Origin of the sequence: Labrenzia sp. R5_0, assembly GCF_017743835.1 — a bacterium.
GTDB lineage: Bacteria > Pseudomonadota > Alphaproteobacteria > Rhizobiales > Stappiaceae > Roseibium > Roseibium algicola.
On sequence record NZ_JAGHRK010000011.1, the window covers coordinates 42607 to 57798 of the forward strand.

12 protein-coding genes are annotated in these 15192 nt (G+C 61.5%); 4 read left to right on the forward strand and 8 right to left on the reverse strand.

What is annotated here, in order from left to right; translation table 11 throughout:
- Positions 1-6: 6 nt before the first annotated feature.
- The 3 genes from J7447_RS30020 to J7447_RS30030 all read right to left on the reverse strand — a co-directional run bounded on the left by J7447_RS30020 (position 7) and on the right by J7447_RS30030 (position 2229).
- The gene (locus J7447_RS30020) at positions 7-804 is read right to left on the reverse strand and encodes a substrate-binding domain-containing protein (protein WP_209171719.1); all 798 of its coding nucleotides are present in this window, start codon (positions 802-804) and stop codon (positions 7-9) included.
- A 154-nt stretch (positions 805-958) separates the two neighbouring features.
- On the reverse strand, positions 959-1723 hold the full coding sequence (locus tag J7447_RS30025; protein WP_209171720.1) for an anti-sigma factor: 765 nt from the start codon (positions 1721-1723) through the stop codon (positions 959-961).
- Positions 1720-2229 carry a sigma-70 family RNA polymerase sigma factor gene (locus J7447_RS30030; protein WP_286189705.1) on the reverse strand — a complete coding sequence of 170 codons (510 nt, stop codon included), beginning with the start codon at positions 2227-2229 and terminating at the stop codon, positions 1720-1722. The genes J7447_RS30025 and J7447_RS30030 overlap by 4 nt, the downstream gene beginning before the upstream one ends.
- 171 nt (positions 2230-2400) lie before the next feature.
- Between J7447_RS30030 and J7447_RS30035 the strand changes: the two genes are divergently transcribed.
- The 3 genes from J7447_RS30035 (at position 2401) to J7447_RS30045 (ending at position 4193) form a co-directional block, all read left to right on the forward strand.
- Positions 2401-2832, forward strand: coding sequence for a nuclear transport factor 2 family protein (locus J7447_RS30035; protein ID WP_055661544.1), 432 nt, complete (start codon positions 2401-2403; stop codon positions 2830-2832).
- Between the two features lie 216 nt (positions 2833-3048).
- Complete coding sequence (locus tag J7447_RS30040; RefSeq protein WP_077291663.1) at positions 3049-3444, forward strand: RidA family protein; 396 nt, start codon at positions 3049-3051, stop codon at positions 3442-3444.
- 65 nt (positions 3445-3509) lie between these two features.
- Positions 3510-4193, forward strand: coding sequence for a YafY family protein (locus J7447_RS30045; protein WP_209171722.1), 684 nt, complete (start codon positions 3510-3512; stop codon positions 4191-4193).
- Between the two features lie 55 nt (positions 4194-4248).
- Here the strand turns inward: J7447_RS30045 and J7447_RS30050 are convergent, their stop codons facing one another.
- Together J7447_RS30050 and J7447_RS30055 are read right to left on the reverse strand one after the other, a co-directional pair.
- Positions 4249-6627 (reverse strand): DUF2309 domain-containing protein, encoded by a 2379-nt coding sequence (locus J7447_RS30050; RefSeq protein ID WP_209171723.1) that lies wholly within the window; start codon positions 6625-6627, stop codon positions 4249-4251.
- A 15-nt stretch (positions 6628-6642) separates the two neighbouring features.
- Positions 6643-8205: a proton-conducting transporter membrane subunit gene (locus tag J7447_RS30055; protein ID WP_209171724.1), complete on the reverse strand. Its 1563-nt coding sequence runs from the start codon at positions 8203-8205 to the stop codon at positions 6643-6645.
- A 105-nt stretch (positions 8206-8310) separates the two neighbouring features.
- On the opposite strand from J7447_RS30055, the gene J7447_RS30060 reads away from it, so the two are divergent.
- Entirely contained in the window at positions 8311-9195 is an 885-nt protein-coding gene (locus J7447_RS30060; RefSeq protein WP_077291667.1) for a LysR family transcriptional regulator, read from the forward strand.
- 50 nt (positions 9196-9245) lie between these two features.
- Here the strand turns inward: J7447_RS30060 and J7447_RS30065 are convergent, their stop codons facing one another.
- Genes J7447_RS30065 through J7447_RS30075 form a run of 3 tightly spaced genes read right to left on the reverse strand, consistent with a single transcriptional unit; the run spans position 9246 to position 15017 of the window.
- Positions 9246-10751: an efflux transporter outer membrane subunit gene (locus J7447_RS30065; protein ID WP_209171725.1), complete on the reverse strand. Its 1506-nt coding sequence runs from the start codon at positions 10749-10751 to the stop codon at positions 9246-9248.
- 10 nt (positions 10752-10761) lie between these two features.
- On the reverse strand, positions 10762-13899 hold the full coding sequence (locus J7447_RS30070; protein WP_075283609.1) for an efflux RND transporter permease subunit: 3138 nt from the start codon (positions 13897-13899) through the stop codon (positions 10762-10764).
- Positions 13899-15017: an efflux RND transporter periplasmic adaptor subunit gene (locus J7447_RS30075; protein ID WP_205838739.1), complete on the reverse strand. Its 1119-nt coding sequence runs from the start codon at positions 15015-15017 to the stop codon at positions 13899-13901. The genes J7447_RS30070 and J7447_RS30075 overlap by 1 nt, the downstream gene beginning before the upstream one ends.
- Positions 15018-15192: the final 175 nt, after the last annotated feature.

A 15192-nucleotide genomic window follows, 5' to 3' on the forward strand; every position in this document is an offset into this window, starting at 1 on the left:
GCGGTGTTAGCGCTTCCAGCCCTCGGTTTTCATCAGGGTCGCGGCTTCCGGGGTCTGGAGGAAGTCCAGAAAAGCCTTGGCTTGCGGGTCGGCGTCGGGGGAGAGCACGACGTTGACATCGCGCCAGATACGGCGGTTTTCGTCCAGTTCGACAAGGCTCAGAACGTCCGGGTTGTTGATAGGCCAGTTCGGCCAGGTGATCCAGGCATCGGCCTCAAGGTCCTTGAAGGCCCGGAAACTGGCACCGGAGCCTTTTTCAAACGCGACGATGTTCGATCTGAACGCCGACACGTCACCGAGATTTCCGGTCCTTCCGGCGATGTCTTCCCAGACACCTGTGCCGGATGTGTTGGCGACACCGGCCCCCTCGGTCACGACGATCTTGATCCCGTCCTTGAGCAGGTCTTCAAAGCCCTCGATCTTTTTCGGATTGTCTGCGCGCACGGCGATGATGGCGGGCCGGATGTAGATCGGCTGAACCTGGGAAGAGTCAAAATTGCCATAGGTTTCCAGAAACGCCGTCATCGATTGTTCGGATGTGCCCCAGAGGATATCGGCATCCGCCTGGGCTTTTGCGGACCAGGTGGTTTCCGGGCCGGCCGTGATTTCGACCTTGCTGCCGGTTTTTTCTTCAAAGGCCTTTGCAACTTTCTGGAACGCCGTGTGCGGGCCGCCCGCACCATAAAGCCTGACAACTCCGTCGGCGGGGCGGTGTTTGATGGATGGATCGGCGAGTGCGCTTTCCTGGGCGAGTGCAGGGCCGGCGCAAACCAGCAGCGCGAGAGCACAAAGGGAGGTTTTCATATCGGAATTCCTGAATTCTGTTGGCTTGTGACGCATGCGCGCCGGAGGCGGTCTTGCACCGCCCCCGCACCTGACTACGCTGGCCGGCTGCCTGGTCTTCCCAAGAGCTGGGTCACGAAAGCGCGAGGTCTCTTTCAGAATGATCTGGCGACTTTCAGTTCGATTGTTGCGCCGGGTCGAGCTGGGTCTGGATCAGGTGGGCAAGGTTCAAAAGCTGTGAGCGCGGCATGTCGCCTGTCACCGCGTAGGTGAACCCGGTGTCGCTCCAGAAGAACGCCTGTTCAGTGCCGGATTCCGCGAACTGGAATTTCGGTTCACCGTCGACCCCGCGGCGCAGATAGACGGTCACCCGGTTGCCGTCCGCATCGTCATACATGAGCTGCGCTGCCGGATCCGCCCCGCTGGGCAGCAGGCGTCCGCCCATCAGCGTCAGTCCGGCAACCCGCAGATCGGGAATGCGGAACGGATGGTTCAGCCGATTGCCGAGCCAGGTTGCCAGATGCCGCTGGTCGCTGGCTGCCACCTCGACCGGATGGGCAACCTCAACGGTGAATGTTCGGTGAGCCGTCAGGGCGTCGGTCAGGAAGGGCTGATACGCTGGCAGGCTTGCATCCGGTTTCAGGGACCAGCCGGCAAAGACGCCAACCAGCAGGGCCGCAGCGATGGAGGAGGCCATTCCGGCGCGCGGCAGCCATCTGCCCCCTGAAGGCGCGGTCAGGCCGGGAGGTTCTGCAGTGACGCGGGAATAGGCTGACTTCAGGTTTGCCGAGATCCGGCGGTCCGCCTCAACCCGGGCGGCAGCTTCCGGATTGTCCCGAAGATAGGTTTCGACCTCGCGTCTGCGGTCCGCAGGCAGCTCGTCGTCGACGTATCGAACGAGGTCTTCCTCCCGGATGGAAGGCACCGTCTGGGAATTCATGTCACGCTCCTTAGATGGGGACGCTCGGAGGCGCGGGGGTCTTCTCTCAGTCTGGCACGGGCGCGGCTGATGCGCGACATGATGGTTCCTTCGGCAACGTTCAGGATTACGGCGGCTTCTGCATAGGTAAAGCCTTCCACGCCGACCAGGAACAGTGCTTCGCGCTGGTCTTCGGGCAAGGCCAGCATGCGGTTCAACAGATGTTTGAGCTCGGCGCTGTCCTGCTGCGAGGCGGGCGCCTGAAGCTGGTTTTCCAGATCGTCCAGGTCGATATGGTTCGAATGGCGCCTCAAGCGCCGCCAGCGGCTGACGTGAAGATTGCGCATCATACGGAAGAGCCACGGCCGCAGTGGTACAGACGACCGGCGAAGGCTCCATTTGCGCAAGGCCCGTTCCAGGCAGTCCTGCACAAGGTCCTCCGCTTCCGCCTGGTCGCAGGTCAGCGTTACCGCGTATCGATGCAGCGCCGGCGTCTCCCTGAGCAGGTTTTGGGTATTGTCGGGCAAGAGCTCTTCCTCGTGGACACTACTGACACCAACGCCTGTGCTGCGCGAATTATTCCGTCGCCGGCAAAAAAGAAATTTCGGCTCCTTCGGGAAGGAAAACACCACCACCTGCGTGGACAGCACCGGATGCGGCCGATCGCATCTGGAACAGTGAACGAATGGAGATCTGAAATGAAGCCGATCAGTCAATTTGCCGCTACTGCCTTCGCAGGTACGGTTCTGTTTGCATCCGCAGCCCTGGCCGGGCCGGGTGAAGACCTGGCACGTACCCATTTCAACAACATCGCAACCGGCAAGGTCGATGCCCTCAAGGCGTCCTATTCCGACAAGGCCGTGCTGGAATGGGTCGGTGGCCCGCTGGATGGTGTCTATACCGGTGCTGCAGACATAGGCACGGTCTGGACCAAGTTCACAGGCGCGCAGGGCAAGCTGAAGGTGGATGTCTCGAATGTTCAGGAAAACGCAAATCCAGCTGGCGTGACGGTGACCGCCAATGTGCGCTTTTCCGGCAAGAACACGATCCCGGTCCGCTACGTCCTGACCTATCGGAGCGGCAAGCTGGCAAGCGAGGTCTGGCAGATCGACCCCAAGCTCGCGAAGTAAGCCGGCATTTCCCTGCCTGCTGTTCCCGCCTGCATGGCAGGGGAAACCGGCGCGCAAGCATCCTGCGTTTGCAAGAACGCAGGATGTCTTTTTGCGCAGGGCAAGGCCCCGTTCTCGAAAAATTCGGACCGGGTAGAAACTCTCCTCTCACCACGGTGACAGGAGGCCTGTGGTTGATAGGCGTTCTCTTGTTTTGGAAGATCGAAAGGACGCCCCATGAACAGAACACCCGTCAATCCCTGGCCCTGGTCGCTCAGGCTTGGCTACAATCAGGCCGAAATTGTTGAAGGCATGGGCAGGCAGCTGATCTGCGCCGGACAGACCGCTGTCGACGGGGAGGGAAATCCTCAGCATGCCGCGGATATGCGCGGTCAGATCGAGCTTTCACTGAACAACCTGGAAGCCGTACTGGCCGAAGCGCGGATGACCCTGGCCAACGTCATTCAGGTCAAGGTCTACACAACGGATGTGGACGAGGCCCTGAAGAATTTCGACGTCCTGGGAGCGCGGTTCGGCCGCCTTGACGCTGCGCCGCCAATGACACTACTTGGCGTGAGCCGGCTTGCGCTTCCTCCGCTCATGTTCGAGATCGAAGCGATCGCTGCCGACTGAGGCCCGACACCTGAACGCAGCTTCGAAGCGGCTGCATCCGGTTTTCTGGAGCGTGAGGAAACGGAATGCGACGCGCGGAAAGACTGTTTCGGATCATCAACGAGATGCGGACCCGCGACGTAATCCGGGGCGCAGAACTTGCCGAACGGTTCGAAGTCAGCCTCAGCACGATTTACCGGGACATCGCCCACCTTCAGGCGTCCGGCCTTCCCATCGAAGGGGAGGCCGGTATCGGCTATCTGCTGCGTCCGGGCTTCGATCTGCCCAACATGACGTTTACCCATGATCAGGTCGATGCGCTGGCGATCGGCCTTTCCTTTGTGGAGCGCACGGGCGACCCGGCGCTGGCATCGGCGGCACATGAAGTGCGTGCCATGATCCAGGCCGGCATGCCGGATCCCGATAAACGCAAGCTGGCCGACGCACCGTATTTCAGCCTGCAGATCAAGAACAGCGCCCCACCGACCGTCAGTCTGATCCGCGAGGCCATCCGGATGCAGCTCGTTGTCGATATTTGTTACGAGGATGCCGATGGAAAACCCACGGAGCGCAGCGTCCGCCCGCTTGTCATCTGGAACATGACAGACGGGTGGATGTTCAGTGCGTGGTGCGAAATGCGGCAGGCCTTCCGCACCTTCCGTTTCGATCGTGTCGTAAAACTGAGTGTCACAAACACGGTTTTCGAGGACGACGAGACAAGAGGACTGCGTGCTTTCCTGGCAACCGAGCCTTGCGAGGAAGAGGGATAGCCGGAGCCTCCTACAGGTCCAGCGACCACCGGTCACTGGACCTGCCCTTTCAGGTTCAGGCTGTCAGGCTGGTCATCTCTTCCTCTGCCCAACTGCCATCCGGCTGGTAGCGCGCGGCCATACGTCCGTTCCGAAGCGTGGACAGATGCAGCCAGCCATTTTCGAAAAGGTTCCGAACATCCGGGTGCGCATCCAGAATGGCAGATATTGCCTCTTCGGGGGCTTCGATCAGAACCGACAACCGGAGAGGAGTATGCATCCCTTTCTCGCCATCATGCAGTGCCTGTGCAGGCAGACCGGGCCGCAGGCGCCCGCCGTTGCCTTCCACAACGCCAATGCCGCCAACCACATTGTGAATGAGTTTGTTGCCGCCACCGAAGACATCCGGCGCGACTGAAGAGCCATAGTATTGAAGGCTGATCCAGCTCGCCACGACCACCGGGGCGGTGAGGATGAGTTCAAGCGTCTTGAAGTCCTCGTCCGATTGCCAGTCGTAGCTGTGAAGGAAGGCCCGGCCTTCCAGATTGGCCTTCGATGTCAGATGTCTGGGGGCAGCGATGAACGCGGCACAGTCTGCAAGTCCCCACTCCGGCCTGATTTCGGCCCAGTTGAATGCTCTGGCAGCAATGGAGGCAGCATTCGTGCCCGGCAAGCGCAAGGCGCGCTCGGCCCGTGCCTGGGCTCCCGCACGTTTCAACCATTTTTGCAGAAGGTCGAATTCATCCACCGTGCCGGATTGATCCTTGTCGAACAGGGTGATCTCGTCCGTTGTCGTGTCGTGGAGCGCCGCGACAAACCGGGTGTCGTCAGGAAGGTCGATACCGTGAGCGGCAAGGCCGGAGCGGGTTTCGGCATCGTTCAGCAAGCTTGCAAGCAACCGCGCTGAAACCTCACCTGAATGACCACCGCACGCGCCGCAATGATAAGCGCTTTCATGCGGATTGTTTTTCACATTGGCTCCGTGGCCAACAAGCAGAACCACCTGCGCATGATTGTTCGTGAGGCTCATGGCTTTCAGGATCGCAGCGGCGGTCGCTGATTTCGTCTCGGCATCAAGCGCCGGGTCGAGCCTGGGGGCGGCACTCGTTGAGACCTTTCTTGTGGGGCGGCCGAGGGAATCCTTCACCAGCTTGGTTACATACAGAGGGCCGGCAGCTTCCACATAGGCGAAGGACGAGACAGCGGCCTGGCGGAACCTGTCCAGTGCCCGTATGGCCCGCGCACCGATGCGTGCCGTCTTTTCCTCATTGGAAGAACCGTGGCAAGTTGAGGTCATGGACGGTTTCAGCAAGACAGGCAGGTGATTTTCTTCAACATCGGAGCCGTGGTCCTTGTGCGCAGCAGGAAGACCGAAGAAACCCGCAAACCCGAGTGTTTCGATCGATGGGCTCTGGTTTTCCAGCGCCCGCCGGAAGACTTCCGAGCGCACGTCGATGCAGAACGCCGCCTGAAGGGCAGGGCGCTCCCCGGTGTTCTTTGTCGGCGCCTTCAACTGTTGGTCGAGCGACCGCTGGTATGCCCGCTCTGCCGCGTCCTGCAAAATGGCATCGATAACCTGGTCCCGATCCGGAACAAGAGGTGCGGCATGAAGCTGATGCGTGGCCTGCCATTGGTCGGCGACAGCCGGGAAGCGGTTGAAAAGCGCCTCTTCCCAGATCAACCGGACGGCCAGCAGGTCGCCGAGCGTGCCGTCCGTCGTGCCGTCCTGTTCTGCACGCCACAGCAGCCAGCGTGCATGTTGCGCCCAGCCTCCAAGGTCCATCAGCAGCCGGTGAAACAGGGTTTCGGCAGCCGGAACGCTGATGCCCAGCCGGTCGGTTACCCGCAGGATTGCCTGTTCGGAAGTGTCCGGAGACGTGGTTACATGGGAGCAGAAGCCCGTCAGTCCGGCAATTTCGGGTGTCAGGTCACGGCTCGCCCAGGACCGCCAGGCAGCATAAGCGCCCTCGCCCGGGGCTGGAGACCAAAGCGCCTGGCCGCGGTCGAAGTAACCGGCGGCCCACAGCCCAACGGTTTTTTCGATAACCGACGGCCAGTCGATGCCGGATACAGAAGCTGCGAGTTCGGCAATGGTTGGTACGGCTGCCGGTGCCGGTCCATCCATTTGGGCGAATGCCTTGAGCTGCGCGACATCTGCCGGCTTGTTGCCGGCGTTGCTTGCCTCAAGGGCGGCCGTCAGGTCTTCATCCAAGATGCGGCCACAGGCGATCTCAGCGCCGTAGCTGCTTCTGGGCCGGGTCAGGCTGATGCCGCTCGTTCTGGCAAGGCGCGCGGATGCTTCCGCGAGGCCTTCTCCCACCTGGCCGAGGAACGGATTGACGGCAACGGTTGCATCCAGCGGAAAGGCGGGCGGGATGGCCCTTATGGCTGACGTGCCTGCTTCGAGGATGCCCGAAACCCGGAGCGAGCTGAATTGGGTGTGCTTGATAAACATCTGAAGTGCCTCGTCTTACTTGGAGTTCGCAACCCGGTATCCACCGATGAAGCGGTCGAGGAGGGCGTTGAGGTAAAGGCCGTTGGCGATGTGAACGCGCAAGCCGGCGGTCGACGGATGGTGTGACCAGAGCGGGAAAAGCGTCTGCGCAACGGCAACGATGCCGAAGGAAAGCACCGCCAGGACGATCAGCGCCCATTCGAGGGGGCCTGCGACAGGTGCCTGCGGCAGAGCTGGACCCCACAGAAGGTTGGCAACCTGCTGGAAGCCGAAATAGGCAAAGGCAACGATGACTGCGGCCAGCGAGGTGCGATACGTCAGTTCGGCGGGGGCCGCGTCTGCAAGACCTTGCGCCACCAGATAGGCCACACCGAAGATGAGCATTGCTCCAATGGCAAGCGCCTGAGGGGTTTTCGGGCCTGCGATCATCGAGAAGGCGAAGGAGACTATCGCGTAGAGAAACAGGGCGATCGCGAAGGACCGGAGCACGTTGGCAACGCTGGGAATTGCGATCGGGCCGGGGCGCCGCAGCTTGGCAACGGCCAGTACGGCTCCGCCCGAGGACAGGAAGGCATGGGCCTTGTAGAGGGAGTGTGCGACCACATGGAGCAGCGCGAGTGGCCAAAGACCGAGACCACACTGCAACAGCATGAAACCCATCTGGGAAATCGTTGACCAGGCAAGGGCTGTCTTCACCGCGCTTTGGGTCAGCATGACCACTGCCCCGAAGAGAGCGGTCAGGCCACCAAGAGCCACGAGCGTGCCCATGGCGCCAGGACTGGCCTGAACCAGATCTGCGGTCCTGATCAGAAGAAACCCGCCGGCGTTGATGATGCCTGCATGAAGCAGGGCGGAAACCGGGGTCGGCGCCTCCATGACTTCCGTCAGCCAACCGTGCAGGGGGAAGGCGGCCGTTTTCAGCACGGCTGCCAGCACCAGGAACACCACAGCCAGATGTTCGACGAAGGAGAGATCAGGCCCGACCGTTTCAGAAAGCTGTCCAAGCTGTGCGGTGCCGGCGCTTGCCATGAACAGCCCGGCGGCCAGCAGCAGCGAGATGTCACCTGCATGCCAGACAAGCGCGAATTTGGTGGCGGCCCGTTGGGCGGCGGCGCGCTGCGGGTAAAACAGCAATAGCCTGCGCAGGCAGAGGCCGATCCCGGCAAAGCCGAGGACAAGCAGGAACAGGCTGCCCGACTGGACGACCACCAGTACGGCCGCAAGTGCCGTGAGCATCAAGCCGTGGAAGGCCCCTTCTCGCGCTTCACCGTCGAGGTAGGTCCGGGAGTAACGCATCACCACCCAGCCGATGAAGGCGACCAACAGGGTCATCGTCACGCTGATGGGGTCGAGCCGCACGACAAGCGTAAACGGACCTTCGAACAAGGTTGCTTCCGTTGCTCCCAAGACCAGAAGCTGCACCAGACCGGCAAGGGCAAGCACAAGGGCGATAAATGCACTTGCTTCCGAAGCCTTGGGATAGAGCCCTGGGCGGCGGCCCGGACACATTGTTGAAACGGCCGCTGAAGCCAGCAACAGCACCGGCGCAAGAAGGGGCAGGGGGAACAGGTACGGCATGGGAACCTCACGAACGCTGAAAGACGCCGTGGATATACCGTCTCGTTTTCTTGCAAAAAATTACATATTATAATCGAAATCGTTCTATAATTTGGAAGTGTTTTCGTGCTGAACCTTCATCATCTGCGGCTTTTCCGGGCAGTTGCGCGGGATGGAACACTGACGGGGGCTGCCAGGGTGCTGAACCTGTCGCAGTCGGCGCTATCCTCGCAGATCAAGACGCTGGAAGCCTCCCTTGGACACGATCTGTTTGAACGACGCGGACGTGGGCTGGTGCTGACGGAGGCCGGACGGATCGCTCTTGATCACGCGGAAGCGATCTTTCGGACCGCCGAGGACCTGACGGCGACCCTGCGCAACACGGGCACCGAGCGCAAGGCTTTGCGGGTGGGGGCACTTGCAACGCTTTCGCGAAATTTCCAGATCGGCTTCCTGGAACCCCTGATCGGACGATCAGATGTCGAAGTGGTGCTGCGCTCCGGAGCTCAGGCAGACCTTCTGAGGGCCCTGGAAGCATTGGCGATCGATGTGGTCCTGACAAACCTTGTGCCCGCCCGCGATGCCTCCAGTCCCTATCTCGTACATGGACTTTCCGAACAGCCGGTCAGCCTGATCGGACCCGCAACCGCAGTCGATCTGGCGGGGCTCCCCTTGCCGGAGCTTCTGTCTTCGCAGCCGCTGATCCTGCCAACGCCGGAATCGGCCCTTAGGGCATCTTTCGACGCGATGGTCGAGCAACTGGGTGTCGTCACCAAAGTTGCCGCGGAAGCCGACGACATGGCGATGATCCGTCTGCTTGCGCGTGCGCACGCGGGGCTTGCCGTCATTCCGCCGATCGTCGTGAGAGACGAGCTTGCTTCGGGACGGCTGATCGAGCTGGGCAGGCTGGAAGGGCTCAAGGAGGAGTTCTTCGCCGTCACGCTGCACCGGCGCTTCCCGAACCCGCTGGTCGCCGACTTGCTTCAGGCTTTCAAAAACAAGACGGACTGAGCAAGGGTTTCAAGCCTTTGCCCAGTCCGAAACGTGGCGCCGAGGTCGCGTCAGTACGCAACCGACAAATGCGGGCCGGTGTTCTTGTCGATCACTTCCGGCTTGTCGGTTTCCACCTTGCCGGTCCAGCCGCCACCAAGCGCCTTTTGCAGGGCGATGTAATAGGTGGTCAGGCGGACACGGCTCTGGATGAGCGTGTCTTCGGCGGAGTAGGTCGAGCGCTCAGCATCGAGGGCATCGAGGAAGCTGGCGGCGCCGGTCTGGTAGAGCGATCTGGAAAGCTCGGCGGCCGACTTGTAGCTTTCCGCCGAACGCCGCTGACTGGCGACACGCTTGCGTTCCTGGGTGAAGCCGACAAGAGCGTTCTCGACATCTTCCAGCGCCGTCAGCACCGATGCCTGGTAGGCGAGGAAATACTGATCGCGCTGGGCTTCGGCAATCTCGACGCCTGCCGCCAGCTTGCCTGCATTGAAGATCGGCACGGACAGCGACGGGCCGAAGGCCCAGCTGATCGAGGAATTCTTGCCGAGATCGCCAATGTCGGCTGCGGCGGTACCGATGGAACCTGTCAGGCTGACGGAGGGATAACGCGCTGCCGTTGCCTGACCGATTTTCGCGGTTGCCTCCGCAAGCTGGCGTTCAGCCAGGCGAACGTCCGGGCGGGTCAGCAGGATGCTTGCCGGAATCCCGACAGGGATCGGCAGTTTCGGTGTCGGAATTCGGCTGCTTGCCAGCAACCGGTCGGTAAGGGCAGTCGGCTGTTGACCGGTCAAAACGCTCAGCCGGTGCATGGAAGCGGCAAGAGCTGTCTTCAGGGCCGGAATATTGGCCTCTGTCGACGCCGCCTGACCTTCCGCGTTGGCAACGTCGAGACCGGAGGAAGAACCTGCCTGGAACCGCTTGCGGATGAGATCGGCCGAGGACTGCTGCGATTTCGCGGTGTCCTGCGCCAGTTTCAGCCGCTGCTGAAAGCCGCGCGCTTCGACATAGTTGGTGGCAAGGTCACCAATCAGGGTCAGCAAGCTTGCCCGCAGCTCTTCCTCGGCAGCATCAAGACCGTATTTGGCCGCTTCCTTTGCTCGGCGATTGGCGCCGAAGATGTCGATCTCCCAGGCGGCATCGAAACCACCGTTCCAGAGCGTGCCGACGCTGTCGGAACCGCTCGATTTGGAGCGGGTTACGCCGGCCGCACCGTCAAGGCTCGGAAAGAGCGATGAGGAGGCCTGTTTGTAACTGGCCCGGGCTTCACGCACCTTGGCCTTGGCGGTGCGGACATCCAGGTTGTTCTGAACCGCGAGCGAGATCAGGCTGTTGAGCTGGGCATCGCCCAGCTGCGTCCACCAGTTGGCAAGTTGCGGCACGGAGGCAGGCGTTTCGCCTGTCGTGTTGCGCCACTTGCCGGGCACGGAGACATCCGGGCGCTGGTAGTCGGGGCCGACGGAACAGGCACCCAGCAGGGTCGCCGCCATCAGGCCCGCACCCAGCCGCAACCAGGTCTTGCGGCGTTGAGAGGGGACGGCGCAGGCAGAGCCGGTCTCAGGTTTGAAAAGGGTCATCGAAACTCTCTCAATGGGCTTTGCTGCCTGAAGTGTCGGGGGCTGCTTCGTTCGTCTGCTTGCGGCTGAAGATGCGCCGCACGGTGACGAACAGAAGCGGCACGAAGAAGATGCCGAGCACGGTGGAGGCGATCATGCCGCCCATGACGCCGATGCCGATGGAGTTCTGCGCACCCGAACCTGCCCCGGTGGCAATCGCCAGTGGCGTCACACCCAGGATAAAGGCGAAGGACGTCATCAGGATCGGCCGGAGCCGCTGGCGAGCGGCGTCCAGTGTTGCCTGCAGCAGGTCCTTGCCCTGGCGTTGTTGTTCGATGGCGAACTCCACGATCAGGATGGCATTCTTCGCCGCCAGGCCGATGGTCGTCAGCAGGCCGACCTTGAAGTAGACGTCGTTGGTTTGCCCGAAAATCAGGGCCGCCGCCAGGGCGCCGAAGACGCCGATTGGGACCGACAGCATCACCGCGAAGGGGATCGACCAGCTTTCATAAAGGGCGGCAAGGCACAGGAACACGATCAGGATCGAGATCGCATAAAGTGATGCGGCCTGATCGCCCGAAAGCCGTTCCTGATAGGAAAGGCCGGTCCATTCATGAACGAAGCCTGCCGGAAGCTGAGCCACGAGCGCATCGATTTCCGCCATCGCGTCACCCGAGCTGATGCCGGGAGCCGCCTGGCCTTGCAGTTCCACAGCCGACGCGCCGTTGAAGCGCTCGAGCCGCGGGGAACCATAGGTCCAGCGCGATGAGGCGAAAGCGCTGAAGGGCACCATGTCGCCATTGGAATTGCGCACGTGCCACAGGTCCAGATCGGACGGCTGCATGCGGAACGGGGCATCGGCCTGCACATAGACCGGCTTGATGCGACCACGGTCCATGAAGTCGTTGACGTAGTCGGACCCCCAGGCAATCGACAGGGTGTCGTTGATGTCCGGGATGCCGAGGTCGAGCAGGCGCGCTTTCTGGGTGTCGATGTCGACCTTGAACTGCGGCTGATCTTCCTGGCCGTTGGGCCGTGTCGCCGCCAGTTTGCCGGATTGTGCCGCCATGCCCAGCAACTGGTTGCGAACCTCCATCAGCCTGTCATGACCGGCGCCATTGATGTCCTGCAGATAGAACGAAAAGCCGTTGGTGTTGCCCATGCCCTGAATGGCAGGCGGGGCAAGGGCGAACACACGGGCGTCCTTGAACTGCGAGAAGGCTCCCATGGCACGGCCTGCAACTGCCTGGGCGGCAAGCCGCGGGTCTTCGCGCTCGGTGAAGTCCTTCATGCGGATGAAGGCGAGGCCGACATTCTGTCCCTGACCGCCGAAACCGAATCCGGCGACGGTGAAGACGCTGTCGACCGCATCCGGCTCGTTCTCCATGAAGTGGGTGCGTACCTTGTCGAGCACGGTCAGTGTCCGGCCCTGGGTCGCGCCAACGGGCAGGTTGACCATGGCAATCAGAATGCCCTGGTCTTCCTGAGGCAGGAAGGAGCTTGGCAGGCGATTGAACATCCAGCCCATGGCAACGCCGATTGCGATGAACAGCACAAGGAAGCGCTTGCCGCGCTTCAGGATGCCGCCATTTGCCGCCCTGTAGCCGTTTGCGCTTGCGTCGAAACCCTTGTTGAACCACGCGAAGGGACCACGCTTGTGGCCGTGGTCACCCTGCTTCAGCATGGTGGCGCACAGCGCTGGCGTCAGGATGAGCGCAACGAATACCGACAGCACCATGGCCGAAACGATGGTGATCGAGAACTGGCGGTAAATGATCCCGACGGAGCCGCCGAAAAACGCCATCGGCACGAAGACGGCGGACAGCACCACCGCAATGCCGATCAAGGCGCCGGTGATCTCGTTCATGGATTTGCGGGTCGCCTCACGCGGCGGCAAACCTTCCTCCGCCATCACGCGTTCGACGTTTTCCACCACGACGATGGCGTCATCCACCAATAGCCCGATGGCGAGCACCATGGCGAACATCGTTAGCGTGTTGATCGAATAGCCGAACAGCGCAAGCACCCCGAAGGTGCCGAGCAGAACCACGGGCACGGCAAGCGTCGGAATGATGGTCGCGCGCAGGTTCTGCAGGAAGAGATACATCACCAGGAACACCAGCACGACTGCTTCCAGCAGTGTGTGGACCACCTTCTCGATGGAGAGCTTCACGAAGGGGGTGGTGTCATAGGGATAGACTACGTCGACCCCGGCAGGCAGCGTCGAGGAGAGCCGGTCGATGGTGTCACGTACCCGCTGGGCGGTGTCGATGGCGTTTGCACCGGTCGCAAGCGAGACCGCAAGGCCGGACGCCGGCATGCCGTTGTAGAAGGCAGAGGTGCTGTAGCTTTCGTTGGCAACTTCCACCCGGGCGACATCGTTGAGGCGAACGACAGAGCCGTCTTCGGAGCTCTTCAGAATGATGTCGCGGAACTGCTGTGCAGTCTGCAGGCGGCTGGAGGCGGTGATGGTCGCGTTGAGCTGCTGACCCTCGGCCTGCGGCAGACCGCCAAGCTGGCCGGCGGAAACCTGGGTGTTCTGGGCCTGGATTGCGGAACTGACATCGCTCGGCATCAGGTTGTATTTCAGCAGTTTCGTCGGGTCGAGCCAGATGCGCATGGCATAGCCGGAGCCGAACAGCCGGGTTTCACCGACGCCCTCGACGCGTTTCAGCGTGTCGTTGAGCGTGTTGTCGACATAGTCGGCAATGTCGGTGGAAGTCAGGCGTCCGTCCGTCGAAACGAAGCCGAGCACCATCAGGAAGCCGGAAGTCGACTTGGTGACGGTGATGCCCGTGTTCTGGACGATCTGCGGCAGCTGGCTGGAGACGAGCTGCAGCTTGTTCTGCACCTGCATCTGGGCAACGTCCGGATCCGCCTTGGAGGAGAACGTCAGCGAAATCTGGGCTGAACCGGAGTTCGAAGACGTCGCGGTCATGTAGTCCAGGTAATCGATCCCGGACATGCCCTGTTCGATCACCTTGGTAATCGAGTTTTCGACCGTCGCCGCATCGGCGCCCGGATAATTGGCGCTGATGTTGACGGTGGTCGGTGCAATTTGCGGATATTGCGAAACGGAAAGCGTCGTGATGGCCAGTGCGCCTGCCAGCATCGTGACAATGGCAATGACCCAGGCAAAGATCGGCCTGTCGATGAAGAAAGCTGACATCAGTCGGAAGTCTCACTTGTGTTCGACACCGCCTCACCGCGGCTTTCCACCTCACCCGTCGCTTCGTCAATGGTCACCAGAGTGCCTGTTGCCTCCTGGCCGGCCCGCACGAACAGCGAGCCTTCAACGATGACCCGGTCTCCTTCCGAGATACCTTCGTTGACCAGCCAGTTGTTGCCGATGTCGCCTTCGACCCTCAGGACGCGCTCTTCCACCTTGCCGTCCTGGTCGAGGAACAATGCCGTCGGTTCGCCTCTGGCGTTGCGCGATACGGCGCGCTGCGGCACGAGGAACGAGTTCTGCGCAATGCCTTCCTCGACGATCGCCTGGACGTACATGCCCGGCAGGAGCAAACGATCGGGGTTCGGGAATTCGGCGCGCAGCGTGTAGGTGCCGGTTGTCGGGTCAACGTGGGCTTCCGAAAATTCCAGCTTGCCGGTTTCGGAGTATTCCTCCCCTGTTTCCAGCAGCAGGCGCACCTGTACGTTATCGCCGGATAACTTGATCCGGCCTTCGCGCACGGCCTTTCGCAGCTTCAGCAGGTTGGTGCTCGACTGGGTGACGTCGACATTGATCGGGTCAAGCTGACGGATGATGGTCAGCGGGGCCGACTGGCTGGCGGTCACCAATGCGCCGACGTTCAGCGTCGAGGCTTCGATGCGGCCCGAAATCGGTGCCTTGATGACGGTGTTGTCGAGATTGATCCTTGCAGTCTGCACGCTGGCCTTTGCGGAGGCGATGTCCGCCTTTGCCTGGGCGAGCGCCGCCTTGGCGTCGTCCAGCTCCTGCTTGGCCACGGCGTTCTGCGTGATCAGTTCCTCGTAGCGCTCAACCTTGGTCTGGGCGCTCGGCAGGGCCGCTTCGGCTTTCTGGAGAGCTGCCTGGGCGCTGTCGTGTGCTGCCTTGTAGAGATCGTCCTCGATCCGGTAGAGCACGTCTCCGGCGGTGACCTCCGTGCCTTCCTTGAACAGGCGTTCCTTGATGATGCCGCCGACTTCGGGCCGAACTTCCGCATCCAGAGACGCTGCGATCCTGCCCGAAAGCTTGGCCGTGATCGCGACCGACTCGGGCTCAAGTTCGACAACGCCGACTTCCGGTTTGGGCGCGGCGCCTCGCATCTGCTGGGCTTGAGCAATGCCGGACCCCAGGCTGGTGGAAATCAGGAAAGCGATGAGAAAAGCACGGAACGGCTTCTTCGTAGAGCACAGGTACGCAGTGCTCGAACCGAGAGGGGTACACGTCATTTCCGGGAGGAACCTCTTTGGAAGCGAATGCTGTGGAGTATTAGAAAAC

Coding starts and splice junctions, on each gene's coding strand:
- J7447_RS30020 (WP_209171719.1), bottom strand. CDS start 804: ATGAAAACCTCCCTTTGTGCTCTCGCGCTGCTGGTTTGCGCCGGCCCT.
- J7447_RS30025 (WP_209171720.1), bottom strand. CDS start 1,723: ATGAATTCCCAGACGGTGCCTTCCATCCGGGAGGAAGACCTCGTTCGA.
- J7447_RS30035 (WP_055661544.1), top strand. CDS start 2,401: ATGAAGCCGATCAGTCAATTTGCCGCTACTGCCTTCGCAGGTACGGTT.
- J7447_RS30040 (WP_077291663.1), top strand. CDS start 3,049: ATGAACAGAACACCCGTCAATCCCTGGCCCTGGTCGCTCAGGCTTGGC.
- J7447_RS30045 (WP_209171722.1), top strand. CDS start 3,510: ATGCGACGCGCGGAAAGACTGTTTCGGATCATCAACGAGATGCGGACC.
- J7447_RS30050 (WP_209171723.1), bottom strand. CDS start 6,627: ATGTTTATCAAGCACACCCAATTCAGCTCGCTCCGGGTTTCGGGCATC.
- J7447_RS30055 (WP_209171724.1), bottom strand. CDS start 8,205: ATGCCGTACCTGTTCCCCCTGCCCCTTCTTGCGCCGGTGCTGTTGCTG.
- J7447_RS30065 (WP_209171725.1), bottom strand. CDS start 10,751: ATGACCCTTTTCAAACCTGAGACCGGCTCTGCCTGCGCCGTCCCCTCT.
- J7447_RS30070 (WP_075283609.1), bottom strand. CDS start 13,899: ATGTCAGCTTTCTTCATCGACAGGCCGATCTTTGCCTGGGTCATTGCC.
- J7447_RS30075 (WP_205838739.1), bottom strand. CDS start 15,017: ATGCGAGGCGCCGCGCCCAAACCGGAAGTCGGCGTTGTCGAACTTGAG.